Origin of the sequence: Kribbella sp. NPDC051718 (assembly GCF_040681515.1) — a bacterium.
Lineage (GTDB): Bacteria > Actinomycetota > Actinomycetes > Propionibacteriales > Kribbellaceae > Kribbella.
The window spans coordinates 17,119-40,301 of the sequence record NZ_JBFAYZ010000021.1; the positions used below are offsets into that span (position 1 = coordinate 17,119).

Below are 23,183 nucleotides of genomic sequence, written 5' to 3' on the forward strand. Positions count from 1 at the left end.
CGCACACTGATCCCCATGAGGGGAGCCAGCAAGCCCACCAGCCAACCGCCTGGCCCCGCCACGCCGTTGGTCCATGCCGGCACGACTCGGTGGCTCGCCCTCATCCTGGGTGGCTTCGGCGTCAGCGAAGTACTGGCGGGCGTAGTGCTGGCGCTAGTGGTCGGCTGGTCGTTCGATACCGCGCTGGACAGCTTCCTCGTGACGAACGGCCTGATGGGACTCACATTCGCCACCTGTGGCGCCGTGATCGCCTGGCATCGCCCGACCAACCCCATCGGCTGGCTCTTCATAGCCGACGGCATCGGTCACGCGACCACCGCCGTCGGCGCACCTCTGTCCCAGCTCCTGCACGACAACGCGACCCCGATCGAAGTACAGCGGGTGATCGCGACCATCATCTCCTGGTCCTGGCCATGGTCGATCGCCCTCTTCCTGCCCCTGGCGCTACTCCTCTTCCCCAACGGTCACCTTCTCTCACCTCGCTGGCGATCAGTTGCCCTCGGCATCGTCGTCACGGCACCGTTCTTCGCCGTCGAGATGGGCACCGGCCCCGGCGCCCTCTTCGAAGGCGGCCCCAGCAGCTACCTCCAACTCCCCTCGTACGACGCCCTGCAACCACTCTGGACGGCCACCGAGATCCGTGGCCTGATCGCATACGCCCTAGCGATCGCCAGCCTCCTCATCCGCTACCGCCGCGCCGACGAAACCGGCCGCCGCCAGCTCCTCTGGTTGCTCCTGGCAACCGTACTGATGATCCTCGTGATGGCCCCCTGGGCACTGATCACCGGTACGCCGATCTTCGTGCTTCTCGCGATCCCCCTCATCCCGGTCGCCGTCGCCGTCGCGATCGTGCGCCACCAGCTGCTGGACATCCGCCTAGTCGTATCCCGCGCCCTCACCTGGGCACTCCTCTCGATCCTCGCCGTTGGCGCCTACGCCGCCCTGGTCGCGATCACGGACAACTTCATCTCCACCCGCTTCGGCCGCTCGGCGATCGTCACCGTCCTGATCGCCCTCCTGATCGCCCCCGTCCTCCCCCGCCTGCAACGCCTCGTCGACCGCGCCATGTACGGCGACCGCCGCGACCCGGCCCGCGTCGCCTCGCTGGTCGGCGAGGAGCTGTCGTCAGGCGTAGCCGGCGGGATGCCCGGCGTCGTCGAGGCCGTCCGGTCCGCCCTGCGCCTCCCGTACGTCGCAGTCTCCGCCGACGGCTCCCTCCTGGCGTCCGCCGGAGTCGCGGGAACCGTAGTACCAGTGGAGCTCTCCTACGGCGGTACTACGGTCGGCTCGCTCCTGGTCGGCCTCCGCTCAGGCGAATCCGGCCTATCGCAAACCGACCGCAACGTACTCACCCTGGTCGCCGTACCGCTCGCAGTCGCCGTCCATGCAACTCGCCTGTCCGCAGAACTCCAAACCTCTCGGGAGCGCCTCGTCGCCGCCCGCGAGGAGGAACGCCGACGACTCAGACGAGACCTGCATGACGGACTCGGCCCCACTCTGACCGGCGTAGCCTTCACCGCAGACGCAGCCGCCAACCTCGTGTCCGTCGACGCGGAGCGAGCGTCAGAACTATTGAGTACATTGCGAACCGATACCCGAGCCGCGATCGCCGACGTACGCCGCTTGGTCGACGACCTTCGCCCGCCCGCACTGGACGAACTCGGATTGGTAGGAGCCTTGCAACAACGAGCAGACGCGCTGTCCTGGCGCGCAGACGGCGCATCGGTCTCAGTACAGGTAGCGGCCGACGGCCTGCCCCCATTGCCGGCCGCGCTGGAGGTAGCGGCGTACCGCATCGCCACCGAGGCCCTGACCAACGTGGTCCGCCACTCGCGCGCAACTACCGCAGTACTGACCCTGCACTGCGGCTCGTCCCTAGAGGTCCTAGTCACCGACGACGGCCCACCCAACGGCGCCTGGCGCCCTGGCGTCGGCCTGGTCGCCATGCGCGAGCGAGCCGCCGAACTAGGCGGCACCTTCAAAGCCGGCCCCACCCCCACCGGCGGCCAGGTCCACGCCACCTTCCCGATGGAAACGCCATGACCGACGTCCGCGTGGTACTCGCAGACGACCACCCAGTGGTCCGCGCCGGCCTAGCAGCCCTCCTCTCATCCCTCCCCGGCATCGAGGTAGTCGGCGTAGCCGCCACCGGCCGCGAAGCCATCCGCGAAGTAGTAACCACCCACCCCGACGTAGCCGTCCTAGACCTACAAATGCCCGACCTGGACGGCTTCGCCGCCACCCGCGAACTAGCCCGCACCGCCCCCGACGTCGCCGTCCTGGTCCTCACCATGTTCGAAGACGACGACTCAGTCTTCGCCGCCATGCGCGCCGGCGCCCGCGGCTACCTGGTCAAAGGCGCCGAACAGGACGAGATCGCCCGAGCCATCCGCGCAGTAGCGGCAGGCGAAGCCATCTTCGGCCCCGGCGTAGCCCGCCGAGTCCTCTCTTTCTTCTCCACCCCACCCGCCCCCGCCGCAGACCCCTTCCCCGACCTCACCACCCGAGAACGCGAAATCCTGGACCTCCTGGCCGCCGGCCTCTCCAACACCGCCATCGGCACCCGCCTGGGCCTAGCCTCCAAAACAGTCGCCAACAACGTCTCCACCATCTTCACCAAACTCTCAGTAGCCGACCGAGCCACAGCCATAATCCAAGCCCGCAACGCCGGCCTGGGGAACCCGTAGGACGCCCTACGGTTCATACGCTTGATACCTAGCTCTGCCCGATCTCCTATGCCAGACTCCGCACCTTCAACCGTGCCGACAGCGATGACGGATAGGCAAGTGAATGAAGCAGCTAGAAGCGTCTGAGGTCCCCCTGCACAAGGTCTTCTCCAGTGACTTCGACTTCAGCATCCCGAACTATCAACGGCCCTACGCTTGGGGTACCGAGGAGGCCATGCAACTCCTGGACGACCTAGCGCATGCACTGGATCAGAACCGGGACGAACCGTACTTCCTTGGCTCAATCGTCCTCGTCAAGGACCCTGCCACGCCGGCGGCCTCTGTGATCGACGGGCAGCAGCGACTCACCACCCTGACCATCCTGCTGGCAGTCCTTCGCGATCTCTCTTCGGATCCGGCCATCTCCGCCGAGTTCCAGGAAAAGATCGTCGAGCCTGGCCAGAGGCTTCGAAGGCTCGCCGCCAAGCCTCGCCTCACCCTCCGCGAGCGGGACAGGTCCTTCTTCCAGTTCTATATACAGCGCCCAGACGCAATCAGCGAGTTGATACAGCTCAACGTCAACCAAATCGAAACTGATGCGCAGAAGAATATTCGAGACAACGCCCAAGCCGTGCACAAGGAGCTTCAGGCATGGCCCACTGACCGAAGGGACGACCTCGGGAGCCTGATCAGCGATAGAACCTTCCTAGTCGTCGTCAACACGCCGGACCTGGACAGTGCTCACAGGATCTTCAGTGTGATGAACTCTCGCGGGTTGGATCTCACACCCGCCGACATTTTCAAGTCCAGGGTGATCGGCGACATCCCGGACGGCGCGGCGGATGAGTACACAGAAAAATGGAACGAAGCAGAGCAGAAGCTTGGCCGCGACGATTTCGCCGACTTATTCCTGCATATTCGGCTCATTCACACCAAGAGACGATCGGAACAGAATCTGCTACGCGAGTTCCCCGACCAGGTCCTGAACGAGTATCTGCCCGAACGGGCGAAGGAGTTCGTCGACGACATCGTCGTCCCTTATGCGACCGCCTACGAACAGATGACCAATACCAGGTACACGGCAGATCACGGGCAAGAGGTCGTGAACGGCTGGTTCAAACGACTTTCACAACTAGACACTAGCGACTGGCAGGCGCCTGCTCTGTGGGCAGTTCGCAAGCATGGAGATGACCCAGACTGGCTGGACGCCTTCCTCCGGAAGCTCGAGCGCTTGGCGGCCAGCATGTTCATTCGGCGCGTCTACGTGACACCACGACTAGCCCGCTACATCGAGCTGCTGCGGCAACTGGACAGCGGAGACGGCTTGAAGGCGGCCGCCTTCAAGCTGACTGACGAGGAAGCCGAGGAGACGCTATCTCGGCTGAAGGGCGATCTGTACCTAGTTACGAAGATCCGCAAGTACGTGCTTCTGCGTCTTGACGAGGCGCTCGCGGGTGGGGCCGGCGTTACCTACGATCATCCGATCATCACCGTCGAGCACGTGCTGCCGCAGTCGCCCGCGGCCGCGAGCGAGTGGCGCAAGGCCTTCACCGATACCCAGCGCGCCGAGTGGACACACAAGCTGGCGAATCTCCTCCTACTTAATCGGACCAAGAACTCGTACGCACAGAACTACGACTTCGCGGAGAAGAAGGTGAAGTACTTCCACGGCCAGGGCGGGGTTTCCACCTTTGCCCTAACTTCCCAGGTCCTGGCACAGACGACGTGGACCCCGGACCTACTGATCGAAAGGCAGGCCACTCTCCTCGATGTTCTGTCAAACGAGTGGGCCCTCCTGTGACCTCACCTGCAGGAGCACGCATGACGAGACCAGCACCAACTGCCATGCCTGGTCAGCTCTACTGTGAGCCGTTTGAGCTCCGTTCGGCGGGTGTCATTCGTAGCCCCGGGACTCGTGGCTTGCGTGTCCGACCTACCCCGTGATCGCCCGGAGGTAGCGCTCTCCGATGAGTTTGAGGTGATCTACAAGGGCTTGTGGAGCGGTGACTTGGAAGTCGATGCCAAGCATTCCGATGTACACGGCAACGACTTCCAGGCTCTCGGCGCCAGTGATCAGGACGCAGGTGTTGTCGTCGACGGGCTCGACGATTCCGACCGCGGCGTGGATCCGTGACAGCACTTCGTCCGCGGATGCGAAGACGGTGATCCGGGCGTGCACCTTCCAGCCGGTGGACGCGACGTCTCGTAGTACGAAATCCATATAGTCGTCTTCCGGCATCGGCCGGGCCTTGTACTTCCGTCCCGTCGCCATCCGCAGGTCCATCCAGTCGACGCGATAGGTGTGCCACTCGCCGGCCTCGTCGCGCGCGACGAGGTACCAGTACCGCTGCCAACTCACCAGCCTGTATGGCTCCACCAGCAACGGCAATTGCGGCTCCTGCCCCGGTACCACGTAGTCGAACCGCAAGTAGTGCTCATCCCGAATCGCCGCCGCGATCGTCGTCACCACCACCGGGTCGACCTCCGGATCCGGCACGTTGGACCCGGTGTTGTCCGGCCCCTTCGACAGGGTCGTATGAATCGCGTTCACCTGCCGCCGCAGCCGATGCGGCAACACCTGCTCGAGCTTCGCCAACGCCCTGCCGCTGCTCTCCTCCATCCCCGCCACGCCGGCGCCCGTCCGCAACCCGACGGCGACAGCAACCGCTTCCTCGTCATCCAGCAACAACGGCGGCAACTTCGCCCCCACGCCCAACTGGTAGTACCCGGCCGCACCCCGCGTCGCATCCACCGGATACCCGAGCTCCCGCAACCGGTCGATGTCGTTCCGGATGGTCCGCGTGCTCACCCCCAACCGCTCCGCCAGCTCGGACCCAGGCCAGGCCGGCCGCGACTGCATCAGAGCCAGCAGCGACAGCAATCTCGAAGAGGTTTCCCGCATGCTCAAAATAGTAGTTCAATTGGGAAGCTAACGTTCCTATATGGCTTCTACGGTAAAGCCATGAACAACAACGGCAGCACCTCCGCAGACATCCGCTCCTTCCGCGTCGAGATCGCCCAGGCCGACCTGGACGACCTGAACACCCGCCTCGCCAACACCCGCCTCCCTCAGCCGGCCCCCGGCGACGACTGGGAGCTCGGTACTCCGAACAGCTACCTCAGCGAGATGGTCGACCACTGGCAGAACGGGTTCGACTGGCGCGAGCAGGAGGCCCGGATGAACGAGTTCCCGCACTACCTGACCGACATCGACGGCCAGACGGTCCACTTCATCCACGTCCCGTCCGCCGAGCCCGACGCCACCCCGCTGCTGCTGATCCACTCGTACCCCGGTTCCTTCATCGACTTCCTCGACATGATCGGCCCCCTCACCGACCCGGTAGCCCACGGCGGCTCCTCGGAAGACGCCTTCTCCGTCGTCATCCCATCCATCCCGGGCTTCGGATTCAGTACTCCGCTGGTCGACCGCGGCTGGACGATGGCCCGCGTGGCCCGCACCTTCGACACGCTGATGCGCCGCCTCGGCTACTCGTCGTACGGCTCCCACGGCAGCGACGCCGGCGCCATGGTCTCCCGCGAACTAGGCCTCCTGAACCCCGAAGGCTTCCTCGGCCTCCACGTCCTCCAACTCTTCTCGTTCCCTTCGGGCGACCCGAGCGAGTTCGAGAAGTTCACCCCCGAGGACTACGCCGCCCTCGAACACCTCCAGTGGTTCCAGTCCGTCGGCGGCTACAACGCCATCAACTCCACCCGCCCCCAGACCGTTGCCGTAGGCATCTCCGACTCCCCCGTCGGCCAACTAGCCTGGAACGAACTCTTCAACAGCTTCGGCAACGGCACCAGCCTCGTCACCAAGGACCAGATCCTCACCGAGGTCTCCCTCTACTGGTTCACCAACACCAGCGCCGCCGCCGGCCGCTACCACTACGAGGAATCCCACGCCGGCACCGAACCCACCATCAACACCGCCCCCACCGGCGTAGCCGTCTTCGCCGACGACTTCAAAACCATCCGCCCCCTGGCCGACCGCGACAACTCCAACATCGTCCACTGGTCAAACTTCAAAGACGGCGGCCACTACGCCTCCCTGGAACGCCCGGCAGACGTCACCGCCGACCTCCGCACCTTCTTCACGGCGCTCCGCACCAACTAGCCACCCCAAACCGGCCGGCCCTCGCACCTCGCGAAGGGCCGGCCGGTTGGCGTTCCATGAACCCCGACTGCCTACGCCGCGTTGAGCGAGGCGAGGTACGCAAGGTGATGAGAGGTGCCGATGGCGACCGGCTTGCTCTTCAAGCTGTTGCCAGTACCACCGTCGCTCGCCGCACTGACGATCTCTCGATCACCCCAAGAGAACTCAGGTCCGGAGAAACTGTCGGACTCGATCAGATTGCGGCAAACGATACCCAGAGTCTTCGCCTGCGCCTTCGAGTCAGCCATCCGCTCCCGGCCAAGGAGCCAGTGGTCTTGACAGGTGTACTTCACATTCACGTGATGGCTGCGAAAGCTCCTGGTAGCGCCGGGATGCACGACCCCGTAGTCGCCGAAGCGGACGTCCTTTCCTCCACCGTCGACCACAGCGCGCCACAGAACTTCCTCGAACCGCGGTCGTTCCCACAAGGCCGTCTCGTCGAGGATCGATGGGACCGAGCCGCTCAACAGCGTCATGGACCGGAAGGATCCCACCGTCCTCAAGGCGTCGAGCGCAGCTGAGACCGCCTCAGCAATCTGCGGGGTGAAGTACTCGAGATACCCGACATCGATGATCAGGTCGATGTCAGGAGGTGCGAGTTTCAGGGCGTCGACGATGCTCTCAACCTCGCCTGTACCCACCGCTCGCCCAACGCGAAGCGCTCCGCCCGCGCCTAGCTCCGCGCAGAGCCGGCCGATCCAGGTGAGCTGGTTCACGGCGAGATCAAGGCTTGCAACCGGCACGAATGGGATCTGGTCTTGAAACTGGTCAAGCCACTGAGCTGCACTCAATCGATCAGCGAGACTTCCAAGGCCGCCCAGTTGCTCGCCACCGAACGTAGGGGCGGCGGCTAGCGCCGAGGCATCGACCATGATCAGCCTGCCGAGTGCATGAAACTTCCGGGCGATCCGCTCGATGTTCTCCACCTGCCCATCCAGCGACTTCTTGGGTACCTCGTACTGAAGAAGTGGCTGAACACCGCGATCCTCCTGAACCGCCTCGACCGCCCGAACCTCACCTTCCTTGGCCCGAAGCGCCACCAGCGTGTGAAAGTCGCCAGCCGAGATCATTACAACCTCCGGTCATCCACCGTTCACGCTCAGTCACATCTGACCAGCGTAGATCGCGCCGACGGCCGCCGCAGCCGGCGCTGGCGATTTGACCGGTCGCCGGCCAGGATCCTGTGGATAACTCCACGGTCGGCAGCCTGCCTCCGCCTATTCTGTTGAGACGCTCGCCCTGGAAGGACGACCATGAACGCCGAAACGCCATACCTGCTACCCGACGGCGAGACCGCCTGGGTGATCGAGACCTCCGTCGCGGCAACCCACCTCGGCGACATGCTGAGCCGCTTCCGCACAGGCGAGCAGGAGCCGATGATCTTCGGCGACGCCGGTCAGCCGGAAGGCGTCGTCATCTCATGGGGCGATTGGCGGCGGCTGATGACGCTGGCTGCTGACGAGGAGGGCTTCGATCACATCTATCAGACAGCCCGCGAGCGGCTCGCCGACAAGAACGCAGGACCGTCCATTCCCTTCGAAGACGTCGCTGCCGAACTCGGCATCGACCTCGACGAGGATGCGGACCAGGCGGATAAGCCGAAGCCTTGAGCACGCAGTACCGGCTCATCATCCGGCCCGAGCTCAGACAGCACCTTCACGCCCTGCAGCAGGCCGCAAGGAGCCAGCCGGGCGGTCTGCGCGATCGTGAGTTCCGCGCCGTCATCGACGGTCTCAAAGCCCTGGCCGACGGACGCGAAGAAGACTTCAACGGACGCCGGCTCGGCTACTCACCTCAACACCACGACCTCCGCGACTGCGCGGAACTCAAGGTGCCAGTCATTTCCGAGTCCCGTGGCGATCGCGAGTTGGGCCCGTCCCACCGCCTGATCTACCGCGAATTCGAAGCCGAGGACGGGGGTCTCCCCTACCGTGAAGCAGTTTGCTTCGCGCCACGGCGAGACGACCGCCCTTTCACCACCGCCGCAGCGATCCTCAACCGAAAGCTCGGCGTCCGAGTCCAGGAGTTCAGTTCCATCCCTGACCGCCACCCGACATCAGGCCCCCACTCCCAACAAGGCCCGGCATCTCCTGTCCGCCAACCCCTCCCGCCGGACCTCCGCAAAGCCTTGGCGGCAGCCTCCGACGTCGCTCCTGCCCGAGGCGCCGCGACAGCGCAACCCTCAACGCCGGCCCCACCGACCATTCACCGCCGCGACGGCCCGCCCACTCGCGAGCGCTAGCGGGAGCTCGCGGAATTCAGGCTCACGCCTTCTCCGGCGCCGCACCGTGGAACTCAGCGGCGGGAAATCGCTCTGCCGAGTTCTCGAGTTTCTTCATGGCGGCCTCCGCCAGGTCTATGCCCAGGACGTCGGCCAAGCGGACGAGATAAGCGAGAACGTCGGCCATTTCCTCGCCGACTCGTCGCCGCAGGGGGTCAGTACCGGCGAGCTGTACGGCCGCATCCGCCGGCAGCCATTGGAACAGCTCGGCAAGCTCACCTACCTCGCCGACCAAGGCCAGGATCAGTGACTTCGGGTCGTGGAACTTCGCCCAGTCGCGTTCGTCGGTGAAGGCGCGCATCCGGTCTCGCAGCTCAATCAAATCTGACACGCCGCGAGCATGACACGCCTCCCGCCGCGTACGCCCACTGGATAGAGTCGGTGGCGCGGCCCGACAGGCTTCCGCCGAACGTCAGCGTTCACAGGACAGGCCTCCACCCGCACGACATCGCTTCGTGCTGCCTGGAGACCTTCACCCGTGACGCTGTTTCGCCACTCTGCCGTCGGCATCGCCGACCTGACGATCGACGGAACCCTGGCCGCGAGGATCGCCGAGCAGATGCAGTACCACACCGGCCGGCGCGCCGCCCCGGCAGAACTCCGATCCTGGGAACGCAGTCTCCCCGTCCTCGCGCAAGACCTCATCGACGCAGGGCTGGGCAACGTAGAGGTCCTGATCGAGCACCACCTCCCACTGACCTCGAAGCGAGCCGACGTCGTACTCGCGGGACGCCACCCGACGACCGGCAATTCGTCGTACGTGGTCATCGAGCTGAAGCAGTGGAGCAAAGCCGCCGCGTGGCAGGACGACCGCGAGCTGGTCCTCATCGAGGGCTACCCCAACTCGCCGCGCCTCCACCCTGTCGCACAGGTACGCGGGTACTGCGACTACCTCGCCGACTTCACCAGATCCCTCGACGGTCAGACCGACGCCGTCGCCGGCGCGGCCTATCTGCACAACGCGACCACCGAGTCGGCAGTACACGACCTGTACGAGTACCCACAGGACCAACACGGTCGCCTCTTCATCGGAGCGCGCCGCTCCGAGTTCACCGACTTCCTCCGCGACCGGCTCGATCCCTCGGTCCCCGGCAGCCCGTACGCCGACCAACTGATCGGCTCAGCCGTCGCTCCGTCGAAGCAGCTGCTCGCGGTCGCCGCCGACGAGGTACAGCGGCGCGAGCAGTTCGTCCTCCTGGCAGAGCAGAAGCTGGCTCACTCGATGGTTCTCCACGAGGTCGAACGCATCCGGCGAGCGGACCAGAAGTCGATCATCATCGTCACCGGCGGACCCGGCAGCGGTAAAAGCGTGATTGCGCTGTCCCTCTTCGGCGAACTCTCCCGCCGCGGCCGAACCGTCCTGCACGCGACCGGCTCCCGTTCGTTCACCCAGACCCTTCGCAAGGTCGCCGGCGCGCGACAGCCCCGTGTGCAAAGGATGTTCAAGTACTTCAACCAGTTCATGGATGCCGAAGCCAACGAACTCGACGTCCTCATCCTCGACGAGGCCCACCGCATCCGCGAGACCTCGGTGGACAGATACACGCCAGCCCAGTTCCGCACCGGACGCCCCCAGATCGAGGAACTCGTGGCGGCCGCCCGCGTCCCCGTCTTCTTCCTAGACGAGAACCAGGTCGTAAAACCTGGCGAGCTCGGCACAGTCGCAGACATCCAGCGGTACGCCGCTTCGGTCGGCCTTCCACCTCCGATCCACATCAGCCTCGATGGCCAGTTCCGCTGTGGAGGAAGCGAGGAGTACGTCCAATGGGTCATGCGCCTCCTTGAACTCAGCGACGGCGGCCCGATCCCATGGACGGGCGACCCGTCATTCGAAGTACAGGTCGCTGACACTCCAGAAGCCCTGGAGGCCACCCTCAAAGCCAAGGCAGCCGAGGGCTACGGCGCCCGCATAGCAGCCGGCTACTGCTGGCCGTGGAGCGACCCAAGACCCGACAAAACCCTGGTCTCCGACGTCCAGATCGGCGACTGGTCACGCCCCTGGAACGTTAAGGGCGACCGCAAGATAGGCGAAGCTCCGCCAGCCGCCCTCTGGGCCTCCGAACCGAACGGCTTCGACCAGGTCGGCTGCGTCTACACGGCCCAAGGCTTCGAGTACGACTGGAGCGGCGTCATCCTCGGCCCCGACCTCGTCTGGCGCAACGGCCGCTTCACCACGATCCGCGATGCCAACAAGGACCCCGCCTTCCGCAACCGCAAAACCACCGACGACCCCACCTTCGACCGCCTGGTCCGCAACACCTACAAGGTCCTCCTCACCCGAGGAATGGTCGGCACCATCCTCTACTCCCCCGACCCAGAAACCCGAGACGCCCTCCACCAACTAGCAACCGGCGCTCTCCACTCCGCCTGACCCGCACCAAGAAGCAGCGGCCCGACAGGCTTCCACTCACGGACATGCCTCCACCCGCAGCGATCTTTCGCTGAAGGGGCATGTCCAATGTCTGGCTGGATCATCAACGTCGAAGGCACGCGACCCCACAACTGGGAAATCGCCAAAGAACACTCCGTCTGGGCGACTACTAGGAACCACTCCATCGCCGCCGGCGATGACGTGTTCTTCTGGAAGACCGGAGGCGGAGGCCTCATCGCTCACGCGATCGCCGCAGAGAATGCGAGGCCCGTCACGGAACCAGAAGGAGTCCCGTGGCCCGATCACGCCGACCGGCACTACGTCAGCCGCTTCGACCTCGAGCGGATCTCCGAACCCCCCGACATCACTTACCCAGACGTGGTCAGAGATGCAGGCGGTCGCTGAGTTCACCGGTCTGGCCAACCGCGGCGTCACTCGCCTCGACAATCCCGAAGGCATCGACCGCCTACGCAACCTCATCCTCGGGAGCAGCAACTCCCAGATCCCGCATGCCTTGGCAACCCAGGTCGAGGCCGAGCGCGAAGCTCTTGCTTCTGACATTGACGCACGCCGTTTCATGCAACGCTCAATCGCCGTACGCCGCGGACAACGCCAGTTCCGCGCCGAGCTGGTCAGGCTCTACAACGGCCGCTGCTGCATCAGCGGCTGCGACGCCGAGCCGGCGCTGGAGGCCGCGCACATCACCCCCTACAAGGGCGATCACACCAACACCCCACAAAACGGCCTCCTCCTCCGCGCCGACCTACACACCCTCTTCGACCTCTTCGAACTAACCGTCGACGCCTCGTCTCACCGCATCCGACTCTCCAACACCCTCAAGAACACCATGTACCGCGAGTTCGACCAGGTCCGAATCACCCCGCCGAACAAACGAACCGCCGCACCCGCCCCCGACGCCCTCAAATCCCACAACGCCGACTTCGACCGAGCCAACGGATCCACCCACTAGAGCTCGCCCGCTTGACCGGACAGCCCCACAAACCCGACCACTCAACGTGACAGATACTTGCCTCGACCCACGTTGTTGCTGCCGGAGGCCCGCATGCCCGATCGTCCGTACGTCGTACTCTCAGCCGCCGCCTCTGTCGACGGCTACGACGCCATGGACCAACGGCTCCTCCTCTCCAAGACGAGGACTTCGACCGAGTAGACGAGGTACGAGCCAGAGTCGACGCAATCCTCGTCGGGGCAAACACCATCCGCCAGGACACCCCCCCCCCCCCCGCCTCCTGGTCCGCTCCCAGGACCGCCGCGACCGCCGCCGGCCTCCCCTTCTCCCCCACCGCCAACTTCTTCACCGAAGGCGCCGTCCACAAACTCGTCTACACCCCCGCCCCCGACAAGACTTCAGTCTCCCTCGGTGAAGCGGCCACCGTCATCGAAGCCACCGACCTTCAGTCCGTACTACGGGACCTCACTGCCCGAGGCAGCCAACGCCTCATGGTCGAAGGCGGCACCACCCTCCACACCCAATTCCTAACCCCCGCCCTGGCCGACGAACTACACCTAGTCATCCCCCCCTTCGTAGGCGACCCCACCGCAGCCCGCCTCGTAGCCCCCGGCACCTACCCGCAAAGCTCAGCCCACCGCATGAACCTCACCGAGGTCCGCCAAATCGGTGACGTAGTTTCGTTGCGCTACCTCCTGGAAGTGGCTTTGGAGGTCTCCACCAGCACCGTTTGCAGGTCAGTGCTGACACCACCCGGACCAGGAGGGCACCCTAGTGTTGGTGGGAGTTGACACCACCCTGGCGGGCGCGCAAGCGGAGCTCGTAGAGCAGGCCAAGTGGCGGGAGCACCCCAATAGGGACACCCCCGAGCACGTCCGCGATCAGGCCGAACTGTGGGCGGGACAGGCACGCACCGAACTGGAGTGGGCGAAGAGCCGGAGCAAGTGACTGTCTGAGGGCGCCTACACCACGGCCGATGATCCGGGTTCGTGGCGAACGGTCCCCGATCACCTCAAGATGCGCGCCTAATCAACCTTGACTAGACGTTTCTTCCTCATGTACTTTGGCCAAGTAGTCAAACTGGACTAGCCTCAGCCGATCCGTTCGCAACACGGGAGAAGGAATCGAACCCATGGGAAAGCTCGCGATCGAGACGAGAGGGTTGAGCGGAGGTGGGCGCATGTCGGCGACGAAGCTCCTGGTACTCGGTATCGTGCACCTCTCCGGCGGCGCGCATGGCTACCAGGTGCGGTCCGAACTGCAGAGCTGGGGTGCGGAGAGTTGGGCCAAGATCAAGCCCGGCTCGATTTATCACGCGCTGAAGAAGGCGGCGGCTGATGGCCTCCTTACCGAACACGCCGAGCCGGGCAACTCCGGGCCGGAGCGCGTTCTGTACCGCGCGACAGCTCGGGGACGTGACGAGATGGTCGAACTGGTCCGCGACGGTCTGCGGCGCACCCACGACCCGGACATGCTCAACGCGTCCATCGCCATGTTGCCCATGCTGACCAGGACAGATGCCATCGCGCAGGTTAACGAGCGGGTCGCGCGACTGGAAGCGGAGCTCGTAGTGCAGGCCGAGTGGCGGGAGCACCCCAATCGGGACACCCCCGAGCACGTCCGCGATCAGGCCGAACTGTGGGCGGGACAGGCACGCACCGAACTGGAGTGGGCGAAGAGCCTGAGCAAACGACTGTCTGAGGGCGCCTACACCATGGCCGATGATCCGGATTCGTGGCGAACGATCCCCGATCACCTCAAGATGCGCGCCTAATCAACTTGACCAGACGTTTCGTCCTTGTCTGCTCTGGCCAAGTAGTCAAACTTGACTAGCTCACCAATCTGTTCGCAACGCCGAGAGAAGGAATCGAACCCATGGGAAAGCTCGCGATCGAGACGAGAGGGTTGAAGAAAAGCTTCGGCAAGACCCACGCGGTCGCCGGTGTGGACCTGGCCGTGAGCGCCGGGGGCGTGTACGGCGTGCTCGGTCCGAACGGGGCGGGCAAGACCACCACGATCCGCATGCTGGCCACGCTCCTGCGCCCCGATGCCGGAGAGGCGCAAGTGCTCGGTTACGACGTCGTGCGTGACGCCCGGGCGGTGCAGAGCAGGGTGGGCCTCACCGGGCAGTTCGCGTCGGTCGACGAGGACCTCACCGGGGTGGAGAACCTGTTGCTGCTCGCCAGGTTGCTCGGCTACTCACGCCGCCGAGGCAGGGAGCGGGCGGCCGACCTGCTCGACGCGTTCGGTCTTGCCGAGGCGGCCGACCGACAGGTGAAGAAGTACTCCGGCGGGATGCGCAGGCGCATCGACATCGCGGCGAGCCTGGTCGTCACCCCCGAACTGATCTTCCTCGACGAGCCCACGACCGGGCTCGACCCGCGCAGCAGGAACCAGGTCTGGGAGATCGTCAGGGGCATGGTCGCCGAGGGCGCCACCGTGTTGCTGACCACGCAGTACCTCGACGAGGCCGACCAGCTGGCCGACCGGATCGCGGTGATCGACCACGGGAAGGTGATCGCCGAGGGCTCGAGTGGCGAGCTCAAGGCATCGGTCGGTGCCGGCTCGCTGCACGTACGGCTACGTGCGCCCGAGCAGCGGGCCGAGGCCGAACGGGTCCTCGCCGGCGTCCTCGAGGTGCCGGCCGAGCCGTCCGCCGACCCGGCCGCGCTGTCCGCGCGGATCTCCGACCCCGAGCGGGTCGCCCGCGCCCTGGCCGAGCTGTCCCGCAGCGGCATCGACGTCACCGAGTTCGCGCTCGGTCAGCCGAGCCTGGACGAGGTGTTCCTCACCCTGACCGGACACGCCGCCGAGGAGACACCCGAGGAGGATGCCGCATGAATGCCACGTCCGCGGAGCAGGCGACGGCGCCGGTGACCGAGGACGCGCTGCGCAGCGTGCTGTTGGCCGGTGAGCGGCCGTCTCGCCCCGGCCCGGTGCGCACCTCGTTGACATTCGGCTGGCGCGCTCTGCTGAAGATCAAACACGTCCCGGAGCAGCTCGTCGACGTGACCATGTTCCCGATCATGTTCACACTGATGTTCACCTACCTGTTCGGTGGCGCGCTCGCCGGGTCGACTCAGGAGTACCTGCAGTTCCTGCTGCCGGGCATCCTGGTGCAGGCGAACGTCATGATCACCATGAACACTGGAATTACGCTGACCACCGACATTCAAAAGGGCGTGTTCGACAGGTTCAGGTCGCTCCCGGTGTGGCGACCGACCGTCCCCGCTGGTCGGCGCCCTGCTCGGCGATCTGGTGCGCTACTCGATCGGGTCGGCGATCGTCATCATGCTCGGACTGGTCCTAGGGTTCCGGCCGGAGGGTGGCGCCGTCGGCGTGGTGCTCTCGGTGGTGCTGCTGCTGGTGTTCTCGTTCTGCCTGTCGTGGCTGTGGACGATGCTCAGCCTGATCCTGCGCACGCCGAACTCGGTGGCGGGGGTCAGCATGATGGTGATGTTCTCGCTGACGTTCGTGAGCAACATCTTCGTGGACCCGAAGACGATGCCCGGGTGGATGCAGGCGGTCGTCGAGGTCAACCCGATCACCCACCTGGCGACCGTGGTGCGCGGCCTGATGGACGGCTCGGTGCCCGCCGGGGAAATCGGCTGGGTGCTCGTCTCGTCCGTACTTCTCGTCGCGGTCTTCGGTCCCATCACCATGGTCCTCTACCGCAACAAGAAGTAGATGCCGCTACCGCGAGCACTTGGTCGAAATCAACTCCGACAACCCGGCCCACTCGGCCAAAGCCATCACCGCTACCAGACCCGGACACGACAAGGAGAGCCGAATGAGCACCATCCCCAGGAAAAACTCGGAAACCGTTGCGCACACGCCCGGGCGGGCGAGCAGCATCGGGGTCTGGATTCTGCACGTCGTGCTGGCGGCGATAATCGCCGGCGGCGGAATCTCGAAGCTCGCCGGCGACCCGGTCATGGTGGACATGTTCGCCGACATCGGGGCTGGCCAGTGGCTCCGGTACCTGGTCGGAGCGCTGGAGGTCGCGGGAGGGGTTGGACTTCTGATCCCGGCTCTGGCGGGCCTGGCCAGTCTCGGGTTGGCGGCATTGCTGACCGGTGCTGTCATCACCGATCAGTTCGTGCTCGAGCAGAGCCCTTGGCTGCCGCTCGCCTGTCTCGTCGTGGCGGCCGTGATCGCAAGGGCGCGGTGGTCGCGCACCGAGGCCGTCGTCGGCACGCTGCTCAGGCGCTGAGACAAACCTCTCGAACGGAGATGTGAGATGAACGAGATGGACTTTCGCGTGACATCAAACGATGGCACCACCATCGCCTACGACCGGAAGGGAAGCGGCCCGGCTGTCGTCCTGGTAGGCGGCGCGCTGGACGACGGAGCCGAGAACGCTCCCTTGGTACCTGCTCTCGCCGAGCACTTCACGGTCTACAACTATGCCCGTCGGGGACGCGGCGCGAGCGGCTTCACCGAGCCCTACGCCGTGGAAAGAGAGATCGAGGACCTGGATGCGTTGATCGCGGAGGCGGGTGGCTCGGCTCACCTGTTCGGGGCGTCCTCTGGTGGCGCGCTGGCGCTGGAAGCCGCCGCGGCCGGGCCAGCCATCGACACGATCGCCGTGTGGGAGGTGCCCTACGCGGTCGGGGACGACATACGCCCGCGATTCGAGGAGTACATCGCGGACACCCGACGCGCCTTCGACGCCGGGCGAGACGAGGAGGTTCTCGAACTGTTCATGCGCCTGTCCGGCGCTTCCGACGACAACATCGCGGCCAGGAAAGCGGCAGGCAAGCAGACGTCGCATTGGGCGGATTCGGTCGCCCTCGCGCCCACGCTGGTCCACGACAGCGTCTTCCACAACCGCTACCAATTGCCGACCGATCAACTGGCAACGGTCACCCAACCGGTCCTGGTCACCACCGGAGGACCGATCACGGTCCCCTACATGGCAGGCCTGCCCTCGGACTTCTTCGACCGCGCAGCCGACGAGCTTGCAGACCTACTACCCCACGCTCAACGGGAGACCCTCGACGGGCCGGATCACGTCGTCGACCCACAGACCATCGGCCCACTGTTGCTACGGTTCTTCAGCAGCGAACACTGAGAGGCCCGCGAGGTGGTGCGGGAAGACCGATTAGGCACCGCGCAAGCAGATCTTCGTCGCGCCAGGGACACGGGGCGGACAGGTGGTGCCGAGGTTGATGTCGTCGGCGGCATCACAGGCCTGATCCTGGGCGTGCTCGTCACCAACGTCTTCGTCGCCACGCAAGGCCGGGCCGTCGTACTGACCTGGGCTTCAGTGGGACTCGACCTGGCCTACTCGCGGCTCATCGGCTCCGTCGTCGGTCGTACCCCGCACTCCGGGCCGACTCAGAACCGCCCACCGACCCCTGCGCAGCACATGACCAGGCACCTCGGCAGGGCCAGTGATTCCGGGCTGTGGTCGCATGCGGTCACCGTTCCCGGGCGGTGGCCCGGTGCCGAAAGTCGTGCCCACGGCGTGCTCACGTCAGGAGTGCCACCGATGACGCAGCCGCTTTCCCGGGTCGACCTGTACGCGGCGATCCGACGGGATGCCCGATCTGGGATGTCCAACCGCGCGCTGCAGCGCAAGCACGGCGTCGGCTTCCGAACCGTGACGGCGGCGCTGGAATCTGCATGGCCGAAGGAGAGAAACCAACCGCCCAAGCGCGGCTCACGGCTTGACGCGTACCGAGTGGTGATCGACGACTGGCTGCGCTCGGACCTCGACGCGCCGCGGAAGCAGCGACACACGGCGAAGCGGATCTTCGACCGACTGCTTGACGAACATGACGGGGCCGGGGTGGTGTCGTACTGGATGGTCCGCGAGTACGTCGCCACCCGACGCCGTGAGATTCGCGTCGAGGTCGGAAGGGAACCTGCCAACGCGTTCATCCCACAAGAGCACCTCCCGGGCCGCGAGGCCGAGGTTGACTTCGGCGACGTCGCCATCCGCCTGCGCGGCGAGCTCGTAACCTGCGCGCTGTTCAGCCTTCGGCTCTCCTGCTCGGGCAAGGCCGTGCACAGGGTCAGTGCCTCGGCTGGGCAGGAAGCCTTCTTCGAGGGTCACGTCCACGCCTTCAACGTGCTCGGCGGGGTGCCGACCGGGAAGATCCGCTACTACAACCTCAAGGCCGCCGTCGCGAGCGTGATCGGGTTCTCCCGCCAGCGGGTCGAGGCCGACAGGTGGACCGCCGTCCGTTCCCACTACGGCATCGAAGCCTTCTATTGCCAGCCCGGAATCCAAGGTGCGCACGAGAAGGGCGGCGTCGAGGGGCAGATCGGCTGGTTCCGACGCAACCACCTCGTCCCCATCCCAGAAGTCGACTCCCTCGCCGAGCTCAACGCTATGGTCGACGCCTGGGACGAAGCCGACGATGCCCGGCGGATCGGGTCCCGCGCCCGCACGGTCGGGGAACACTTCGCCACCGAGCAGCCACTCGTCGCGCCCCTTCCGACCGAGCCGTTCGAGACCGGCCGCTGGTTCACCCCGCGCGTGGACCGGTACGCCCAGGTCACGGTCCGGATGAACAAGTACTCCGTGCCCGCGCGCATGGTCGGCCGTCAAGCCCGGGTGCTCCTGAACGCCAGCGACCTGGTCGTGTTCGACGGCAGGACCGAGGTCGCCCGCCACGAACGGCTCATGACCAAGGGCTCGACCCGGGTCGACCTGGACCACTATCTCGAGGTCCTCCTCCGCAAACCGGGCGCGCTACCCGGTGCGAAAGCGCTGGAGCAGGCCAGGGCATCCGGGCGGTTCACGCCCGTTCACGACGCCTGGTGGGCCGCGGCCTGCAAGGCCCACGGTGACGCCGACGGCACCCGTGCCCTCATTGAGGTCCTGATGCTGCACCGGCACCTTCCACACGACCACGTCGTCGCCGGACTCGCGACGGCGCTGCGTGCAGGCGCGCTCACCGCGGACGCTGTCGCGTTGGAAGCGCGCAAGTACAACGACACAGAAGATGGCGGAGCCGACGACACGACAGCGGACCACCAGTCCCTGATGAGCGGCGACAGGGCACGCGGAGAAGGCGAGATCCCTGCCGTGCGATCGCTGACCGAGCGCCGGCTCCGCGCCCACATCCCGGCCGACACTCGGCCGCTGCCGAGCGTGGAGAAGTACGACCAACTGTTGGCCAGCCGACGTGACACCCCGAACGAAGGAGCCGCACCGTGACGACCAAGCGCCGTGGAATGACCGAAGAAGCAGCCGACGCCGCGATCGACCAAGCGTGCCGGATGCTGCCAATGCCCACCATCCGCAACTCCTTCACCGACTACGCCGACCGGGCAGGGCGTGAGCAGATGTCTTACCGCGGGTTCCTCGCCGAACTATTGCTTGCCGAGTGCGACGATCGCGCCCGACGCCGGTCCGAACGCCGGATCAAGGCCGCCAAGTTCCCCCGCGAGAAGTCCCTGCGGGCCTTCGACTTCGACGCCAACCCCAACATCGATCCCGCCGTGATCCACACCCTCGCCAAGTGCGAATGGGTCCAGAAGGGACAGCCGCTGTGTCTGATCGGGGACTCCGGCACCGGCAAGTCCCATCTGCTGATCGCACTCGGCACCGAGGCCGCCATGGCCGGCAACCGGGTCAAGTACACCCTGGCGACCCAGCTTGCCAACGAGCTCGTCGAGGCCGCCGACGAGATGACGTTGGCGAAGACCATCGCCCGCTACGGCCGCGTCGACCTGCTGTGCATCGACGAACTCGGCTACATGCAACTCGACCGCCGCGGCGCGGAACTCCTCTTCCAGGTCCTCACCGAGCGTGAGGAGAAGGCCTCGGTCGCGATCGCGTCCAATGACTCCTTCGGCGGCTGGACCAAGACCTTCACCGACCCCCGGCTATGCGCAGCCATCGTCGACCGACTCACCTTCGGCGGCACCATCCTCGAGACCGGCACCGACTCCTACCGTCTGGCCCAAGCCACAAAGCAGCGGACAACCTGACACCCGTCGGGCGCGGAAGCGGTGTCGACGCAAACCAACATCCGCGGCACCGACACGTGCCCGGCGGTGTCAGAACTCGCCAACAAGCGGCGTCGGACGAAACCTCCGCAGCCATCCTGGAAGGGCCTACCGATGACTGACCACGACGACCGCTACTGGCTAGAGCAGGCAATAGACCTCTCCCGCTCCTGCCCACCGTCGGAGACCTTCAACGTCGGCGCCATCATCCTCGACAAATCCGGCGAGATCCTCTCAACGGGCTACTCCCGCGAGACCGACCCCCACGACCACGCAGAAGAGATAGCCATCAAGAAGCTCCCCCTCAACGACCCGCGCCTCGCCGGCTCAACGATCTTCAGCACCCTCGAGCCCTGCAGCAAGCGCGCATCCCGCCCCCGCACCTGCACAGAACTCATCATCGCCGCCGGCATCACCCGCGTAGTCCTAGCCTGGCGCGAACCCAACATCTTCGTAGACTGCGAAGGCGTAGAACTCCTAACCGCCGCCGGCCTAGAGGTAACCGAGTATCCCGACCTCGCAGACGCCGTACGCCAAATCAACGCCCACCTTCTCGGTTAGCCGTCACCTTCCGACATGGCGGTCGAGCCATGAGACACGGCCTTTCGTGGAGGAGTTGCGCTCATTGTTCGCGTCTGCCAACTACTCGGGGTCGGCACCAACCAACAGGTCCAGGATCTGCTGGTCGCGCCTCGCCTTATAGCCGGCCACCACGGCGGTCAGATCAGAGCCGGACGTGTACTTGATGGCGGCGGCAAGAGCGTCGATCGCTTCTTGACCTTGAAGCGATACGTCGGCGCCCACCAGACGGAGCGCCTGCGCAAGGCTCGTCTCGGGCGCATCCGACAGCTTCTCAACATCGAAGGTTCCGTCACCGCGAAAAACGAGAAAGACATCGTCACCAACGCCGAGGTCATCGGCTTCTAGGAAACGTTTGATGCTGCCGTAAGCCGGCTGGTGGTTCTTCCAGGAGAACTTCTGCGATCCGAGTCTCGTCGGGAGTTCCGCATACTCCCCCGGCGACATTCCAACGATCGTGGCAACAGCGGTCGAAGCTCCCCAGCCGCTCCCCCGTAAGTGATCACGGGTGACCGTCGTTCGGTAAAGCCAGTCGGCACCCCGGCGATAGTACCCCTGGACTTTGGCTGGGTTCTTTCCACCGACGAACTTCACGGACTGAACCCGCACGATCCCGTTCCGGACCTCGTAGGGTGCGCTTCCGGCGTATACGTTGACCGATGCCGGTGACACTCCGAATCGCTCGACCAGAGATTCGACCACGCTCGTCAGTGGCGCCTCGCCGCCGCCCTGGTTCAGCAGCTTGCCTATCTCAGCACGGATGTTGCTGTAGCTATCCATGCCCCAAGACGCCAGAGCCCAATGCTCGACGTCGACCTTATGGAATCGAGAGTCGGCGTTGAGCTGGTTCCGAAGATTCCCCAGCGATCCCCGGTTCGCACGTTCGAGGAGTACTTCGATGGTCAACGGCCCGCCCTCGATAGAGAGCAGCGCTGCCGCAACGTCGTTGACGGAGCTCGTGCGCAACAAAACAAAGCCACTGCGGACCTCGTAGCCGAGATGCACCAACCAGTCTGTCAACCACGGCAGCGTCCCTGGCTGCTCGGAGCCGACCAAGCCGACGTCTGCCAGCCTTACCACACCGAACTCGTCTGCGAGCTCGTCGAGAAAGATCCCGGTCTCGCGCTCCGCAGCTTCAAAGCTCGGCTCTGCACACCAACCTGCAGCAATTTCGTAGGTGTCATCAAGGATGTCGATGACACGCCACGCCGGCTGACCAATGCTCTCGACCACACAGTCAAGTGCGGGCGCTTCGGCAAGAACCTCGGCCAGGGGCCTCACGCCGCGGATCTGGCTTCGCATGAGAGCAGCGATCTGGCCCACCGAAGAGCCTTCTGCGACCAACTCGTGCAGCTTCGTCCGAGCCTTGGACTCGAGTTGGCGGACACGTTCCCGCGAGACCCCAAACTCCTGACCGAGTTCCTCCAGGGTCGCTGGCTCCCAGGCGAACAGCCTCCGAGCAAGAATGGCGCGAAACCGCTCGTCCATCCCGAGTATCGCCTGCTCTAGGACAGCTGCGACGCTTGGAGCCGCCGACGGCAACACATCGACAGCGGACAAAGCAACCACGCGATCGCGGGCCGCGACGACCTCGATCGGCGCCCCGAGTGCAGGCGGCGCAAGTACCCCTCGATCGAGCTGTCCCGTCAAATGATTCCACTCTGCCAAGAGCTCCATATCTCTGATCAATGCATCGAGCCACGGGATGGCTGGCGGAGGTTCGGGGAGCGTCGACGCATCGTTCACAAGAGCTGCCTGCGGCAACGCTGTTGAGAGGTCAGCCAGACTCAGAAGGATCGTCGCCACTGTTCCTACACCCGCGTTGCGAAAGGCCATTAGCTCCTCGAGCGGCAGGTCGACCAGATCGCCGGTGGTCAACCGATTCTCTCGGTGGAGGACGTTATAGCCCCGGACTGGCAGGCCGAGTTGCTCAATCGGAATGTCCAACGGCAGGCCAGGCACGATCTCACCGATCGGCCACCGGGCGAGACGGTCGATCGCGAAACACACGACGCTGTCGAGCATCTGGCGCCGACTTGCGACGTCGGTCTCATCGATTGCCGCATCGCGCCACGCACCCACGGCTTCACCATCGGACGATCCTTGAGGTTGACCCGTTTTGACGGACAGGGTTGATGTGGGGCTGGTTCAGGCTACTTGTTCGGTGTTGGTGGTGGTGTTTGATTCGTATGCGGCGG

General features: G+C 65.2%; 23 protein-coding genes and 1 pseudogene. 20 read left to right on the top strand and 4 right to left on the bottom strand.

Annotated elements, in window-relative coordinates:
• Positions 1 to 15 precede the first annotated feature (15 nt).
• The 3 genes from AB0M15_RS41005 (at position 16) to AB0M15_RS41015 (ending at position 4,467) form a co-directional block, all read left to right on the top strand.
• Positions 16 to 2,043 carry a histidine kinase gene (locus AB0M15_RS41005; RefSeq protein WP_363832541.1) on the top strand — a complete coding sequence of 676 codons (2,028 nt, stop codon included), beginning with the start codon at positions 16 to 18 and terminating at the stop codon, positions 2,041 to 2,043.
• Positions 2,040 to 2,687: a response regulator transcription factor gene (locus tag AB0M15_RS41010; protein WP_363832546.1), complete on the top strand. Its 648-nt coding sequence runs from the start codon at positions 2,040 to 2,042 to the stop codon at positions 2,685 to 2,687. Before AB0M15_RS41005 ends, AB0M15_RS41010 begins: the two co-directional genes overlap by 4 nt.
• A 103-nt stretch (positions 2,688 to 2,790) precedes the next feature.
• Positions 2,791 to 4,467: a DUF262 domain-containing protein gene (locus tag AB0M15_RS41015; protein ID WP_363832551.1), complete on the top strand. Its 1,677-nt coding sequence runs from the start codon at positions 2,791 to 2,793 to the stop codon at positions 4,465 to 4,467.
• A 132-nt stretch (positions 4,468 to 4,599) separates the two neighbouring features.
• Here the strand turns inward: AB0M15_RS41015 and AB0M15_RS41020 are convergent, their stop codons facing one another.
• On the bottom strand, positions 4,600 to 5,568 hold the full coding sequence (locus tag AB0M15_RS41020) for a WYL domain-containing protein (RefSeq protein WP_363832555.1): 969 nt from the start codon (positions 5,566 to 5,568) through the stop codon (positions 4,600 to 4,602).
• 60 nt (positions 5,569 to 5,628) lie between these two features.
• Here AB0M15_RS41020 and AB0M15_RS41025 point away from each other — a divergent pair, with 60 nt between their 5' ends.
• Positions 5,629 to 6,780: an epoxide hydrolase family protein gene (locus tag AB0M15_RS41025; protein ID WP_363832558.1), complete on the top strand. Its 1,152-nt coding sequence runs from the start codon at positions 5,629 to 5,631 to the stop codon at positions 6,778 to 6,780.
• A 71-nt stretch (positions 6,781 to 6,851) separates the two neighbouring features.
• Here the strand turns inward: AB0M15_RS41025 and AB0M15_RS41030 are convergent, their stop codons facing one another.
• Complete coding sequence (locus AB0M15_RS41030; RefSeq protein ID WP_363832565.1) at positions 6,852 to 7,889, bottom strand: hypothetical protein; 1,038 nt, start codon at positions 7,887 to 7,889, stop codon at positions 6,852 to 6,854.
• A gap of 183 nt (positions 7,890 to 8,072) precedes the next feature.
• On the opposite strand from AB0M15_RS41030, the gene AB0M15_RS41035 reads away from it, so the two are divergent.
• Positions 8,073 to 8,429 (top strand): hypothetical protein, encoded by a 357-nt coding sequence (locus AB0M15_RS41035; protein ID WP_363832570.1) that lies wholly within the window; start codon positions 8,073 to 8,075, stop codon positions 8,427 to 8,429.
• A complete protein-coding gene (locus AB0M15_RS41040) occupies positions 8,426 to 9,061 on the top strand; it encodes a hypothetical protein (RefSeq protein WP_363832574.1) in 636 nt (211 codons plus the stop codon). Before AB0M15_RS41035 ends, AB0M15_RS41040 begins: the two co-directional genes overlap by 4 nt.
• 22 nt (positions 9,062 to 9,083) lie before the next feature.
• Here the strand turns inward: AB0M15_RS41040 and AB0M15_RS41045 are convergent, their stop codons facing one another.
• Positions 9,084 to 9,431 carry a nucleotide pyrophosphohydrolase gene (locus tag AB0M15_RS41045; RefSeq protein ID WP_363832577.1) on the bottom strand — a complete coding sequence of 116 codons (348 nt, stop codon included), beginning with the start codon at positions 9,429 to 9,431 and terminating at the stop codon, positions 9,084 to 9,086.
• Positions 9,432 to 9,578: 147 nt separating this feature from the next.
• Between AB0M15_RS41045 and AB0M15_RS41050 the strand changes: the two genes are divergently transcribed.
• From AB0M15_RS41050 to AB0M15_RS41115, 14 genes and pseudogenes are all read left to right on the top strand, one after another.
• Positions 9,579 to 11,471: a DUF2075 domain-containing protein gene (locus AB0M15_RS41050; RefSeq protein ID WP_363832580.1), complete on the top strand. Its 1,893-nt coding sequence runs from the start codon at positions 9,579 to 9,581 to the stop codon at positions 11,469 to 11,471.
• A gap of 87 nt (positions 11,472 to 11,558) precedes the next feature.
• Entirely contained in the window at positions 11,559 to 11,876 is a 318-nt protein-coding gene (locus AB0M15_RS41055) for a hypothetical protein (protein WP_363832583.1), read from the top strand.
• Entirely contained in the window at positions 11,860 to 12,441 is a 582-nt protein-coding gene (locus AB0M15_RS41060) for an HNH endonuclease (protein WP_363832586.1), read from the top strand. The genes AB0M15_RS41055 and AB0M15_RS41060 overlap by 17 nt, the downstream gene beginning before the upstream one ends.
• Positions 12,442 to 12,668: 227 nt before the next feature.
• The gene (locus AB0M15_RS41065) at positions 12,669 to 13,232 is read left to right on the top strand and encodes a dihydrofolate reductase family protein (RefSeq protein WP_363832616.1); all 564 of its coding nucleotides are present in this window, start codon (positions 12,669 to 12,671) and stop codon (positions 13,230 to 13,232) included.
• Positions 13,222 to 13,389 (top strand): hypothetical protein, encoded by a 168-nt coding sequence (locus AB0M15_RS41070; protein WP_363832589.1) that lies wholly within the window; start codon positions 13,222 to 13,224, stop codon positions 13,387 to 13,389. The genes AB0M15_RS41065 and AB0M15_RS41070 overlap by 11 nt, the downstream gene beginning before the upstream one ends.
• Before the next feature lie 232 nt (positions 13,390 to 13,621).
• A complete protein-coding gene (locus tag AB0M15_RS41075; protein ID WP_363832592.1) occupies positions 13,622 to 14,215 on the top strand; it encodes a PadR family transcriptional regulator in 594 nt (197 codons plus the stop codon).
• 101 nt (positions 14,216 to 14,316) lie between these two features.
• Entirely contained in the window at positions 14,317 to 15,282 is a 966-nt protein-coding gene (locus AB0M15_RS41080) for an ATP-binding cassette domain-containing protein (protein WP_363832595.1), read from the top strand.
• Positions 15,279 to 15,650, top strand: a pseudogene (locus tag AB0M15_RS41085) (ABC transporter permease); the annotation flags it as partial. The gene AB0M15_RS41080 and the pseudogene AB0M15_RS41085, both read left to right, overlap by 4 nt.
• 34 nt (positions 15,651 to 15,684) lie before the next feature.
• The gene (locus AB0M15_RS41090; RefSeq protein ID WP_363832619.1) at positions 15,685 to 16,128 is read left to right on the top strand and encodes an ABC transporter permease; all 444 of its coding nucleotides are present in this window, start codon (positions 15,685 to 15,687) and stop codon (positions 16,126 to 16,128) included.
• Positions 16,129 to 16,231: 103 nt separating this feature from the next.
• On the top strand, positions 16,232 to 16,654 hold the full coding sequence (locus AB0M15_RS41095; protein WP_363832598.1) for a DoxX family protein: 423 nt from the start codon (positions 16,232 to 16,234) through the stop codon (positions 16,652 to 16,654).
• A gap of 48 nt (positions 16,655 to 16,702) precedes the next feature.
• Positions 16,703 to 17,515: an alpha/beta fold hydrolase gene (locus AB0M15_RS41100; protein ID WP_363832603.1), complete on the top strand. Its 813-nt coding sequence runs from the start codon at positions 16,703 to 16,705 to the stop codon at positions 17,513 to 17,515.
• Positions 17,516 to 17,935: 420 nt separating this feature from the next.
• Complete coding sequence (gene istA / locus AB0M15_RS41105; RefSeq protein WP_363832622.1) at positions 17,936 to 19,612, top strand: IS21 family transposase; 1,677 nt, start codon at positions 17,936 to 17,938, stop codon at positions 19,610 to 19,612.
• A complete protein-coding gene (istB, locus tag AB0M15_RS41110; protein ID WP_363832606.1) occupies positions 19,609 to 20,388 on the top strand; it encodes an IS21-like element helper ATPase IstB in 780 nt (259 codons plus the stop codon). The genes istA and istB overlap by 4 nt, the downstream gene beginning before the upstream one ends.
• Before the next feature lie 132 nt (positions 20,389 to 20,520).
• On the top strand, positions 20,521 to 20,967 hold the full coding sequence (locus AB0M15_RS41115; protein WP_363832609.1) for a deaminase: 447 nt from the start codon (positions 20,521 to 20,523) through the stop codon (positions 20,965 to 20,967).
• Positions 20,968 to 21,048: 81 nt separating this feature from the next.
• Here the strand turns inward: AB0M15_RS41115 and AB0M15_RS41120 are convergent, their stop codons facing one another.
• Positions 21,049 to 23,067 carry a sigma factor-like helix-turn-helix DNA-binding protein gene (locus AB0M15_RS41120; RefSeq protein ID WP_363832613.1) on the bottom strand — a complete coding sequence of 673 codons (2,019 nt, stop codon included), beginning with the start codon at positions 23,065 to 23,067 and terminating at the stop codon, positions 21,049 to 21,051.
• Positions 23,068 to 23,183: the final 116 nt, after the last annotated feature.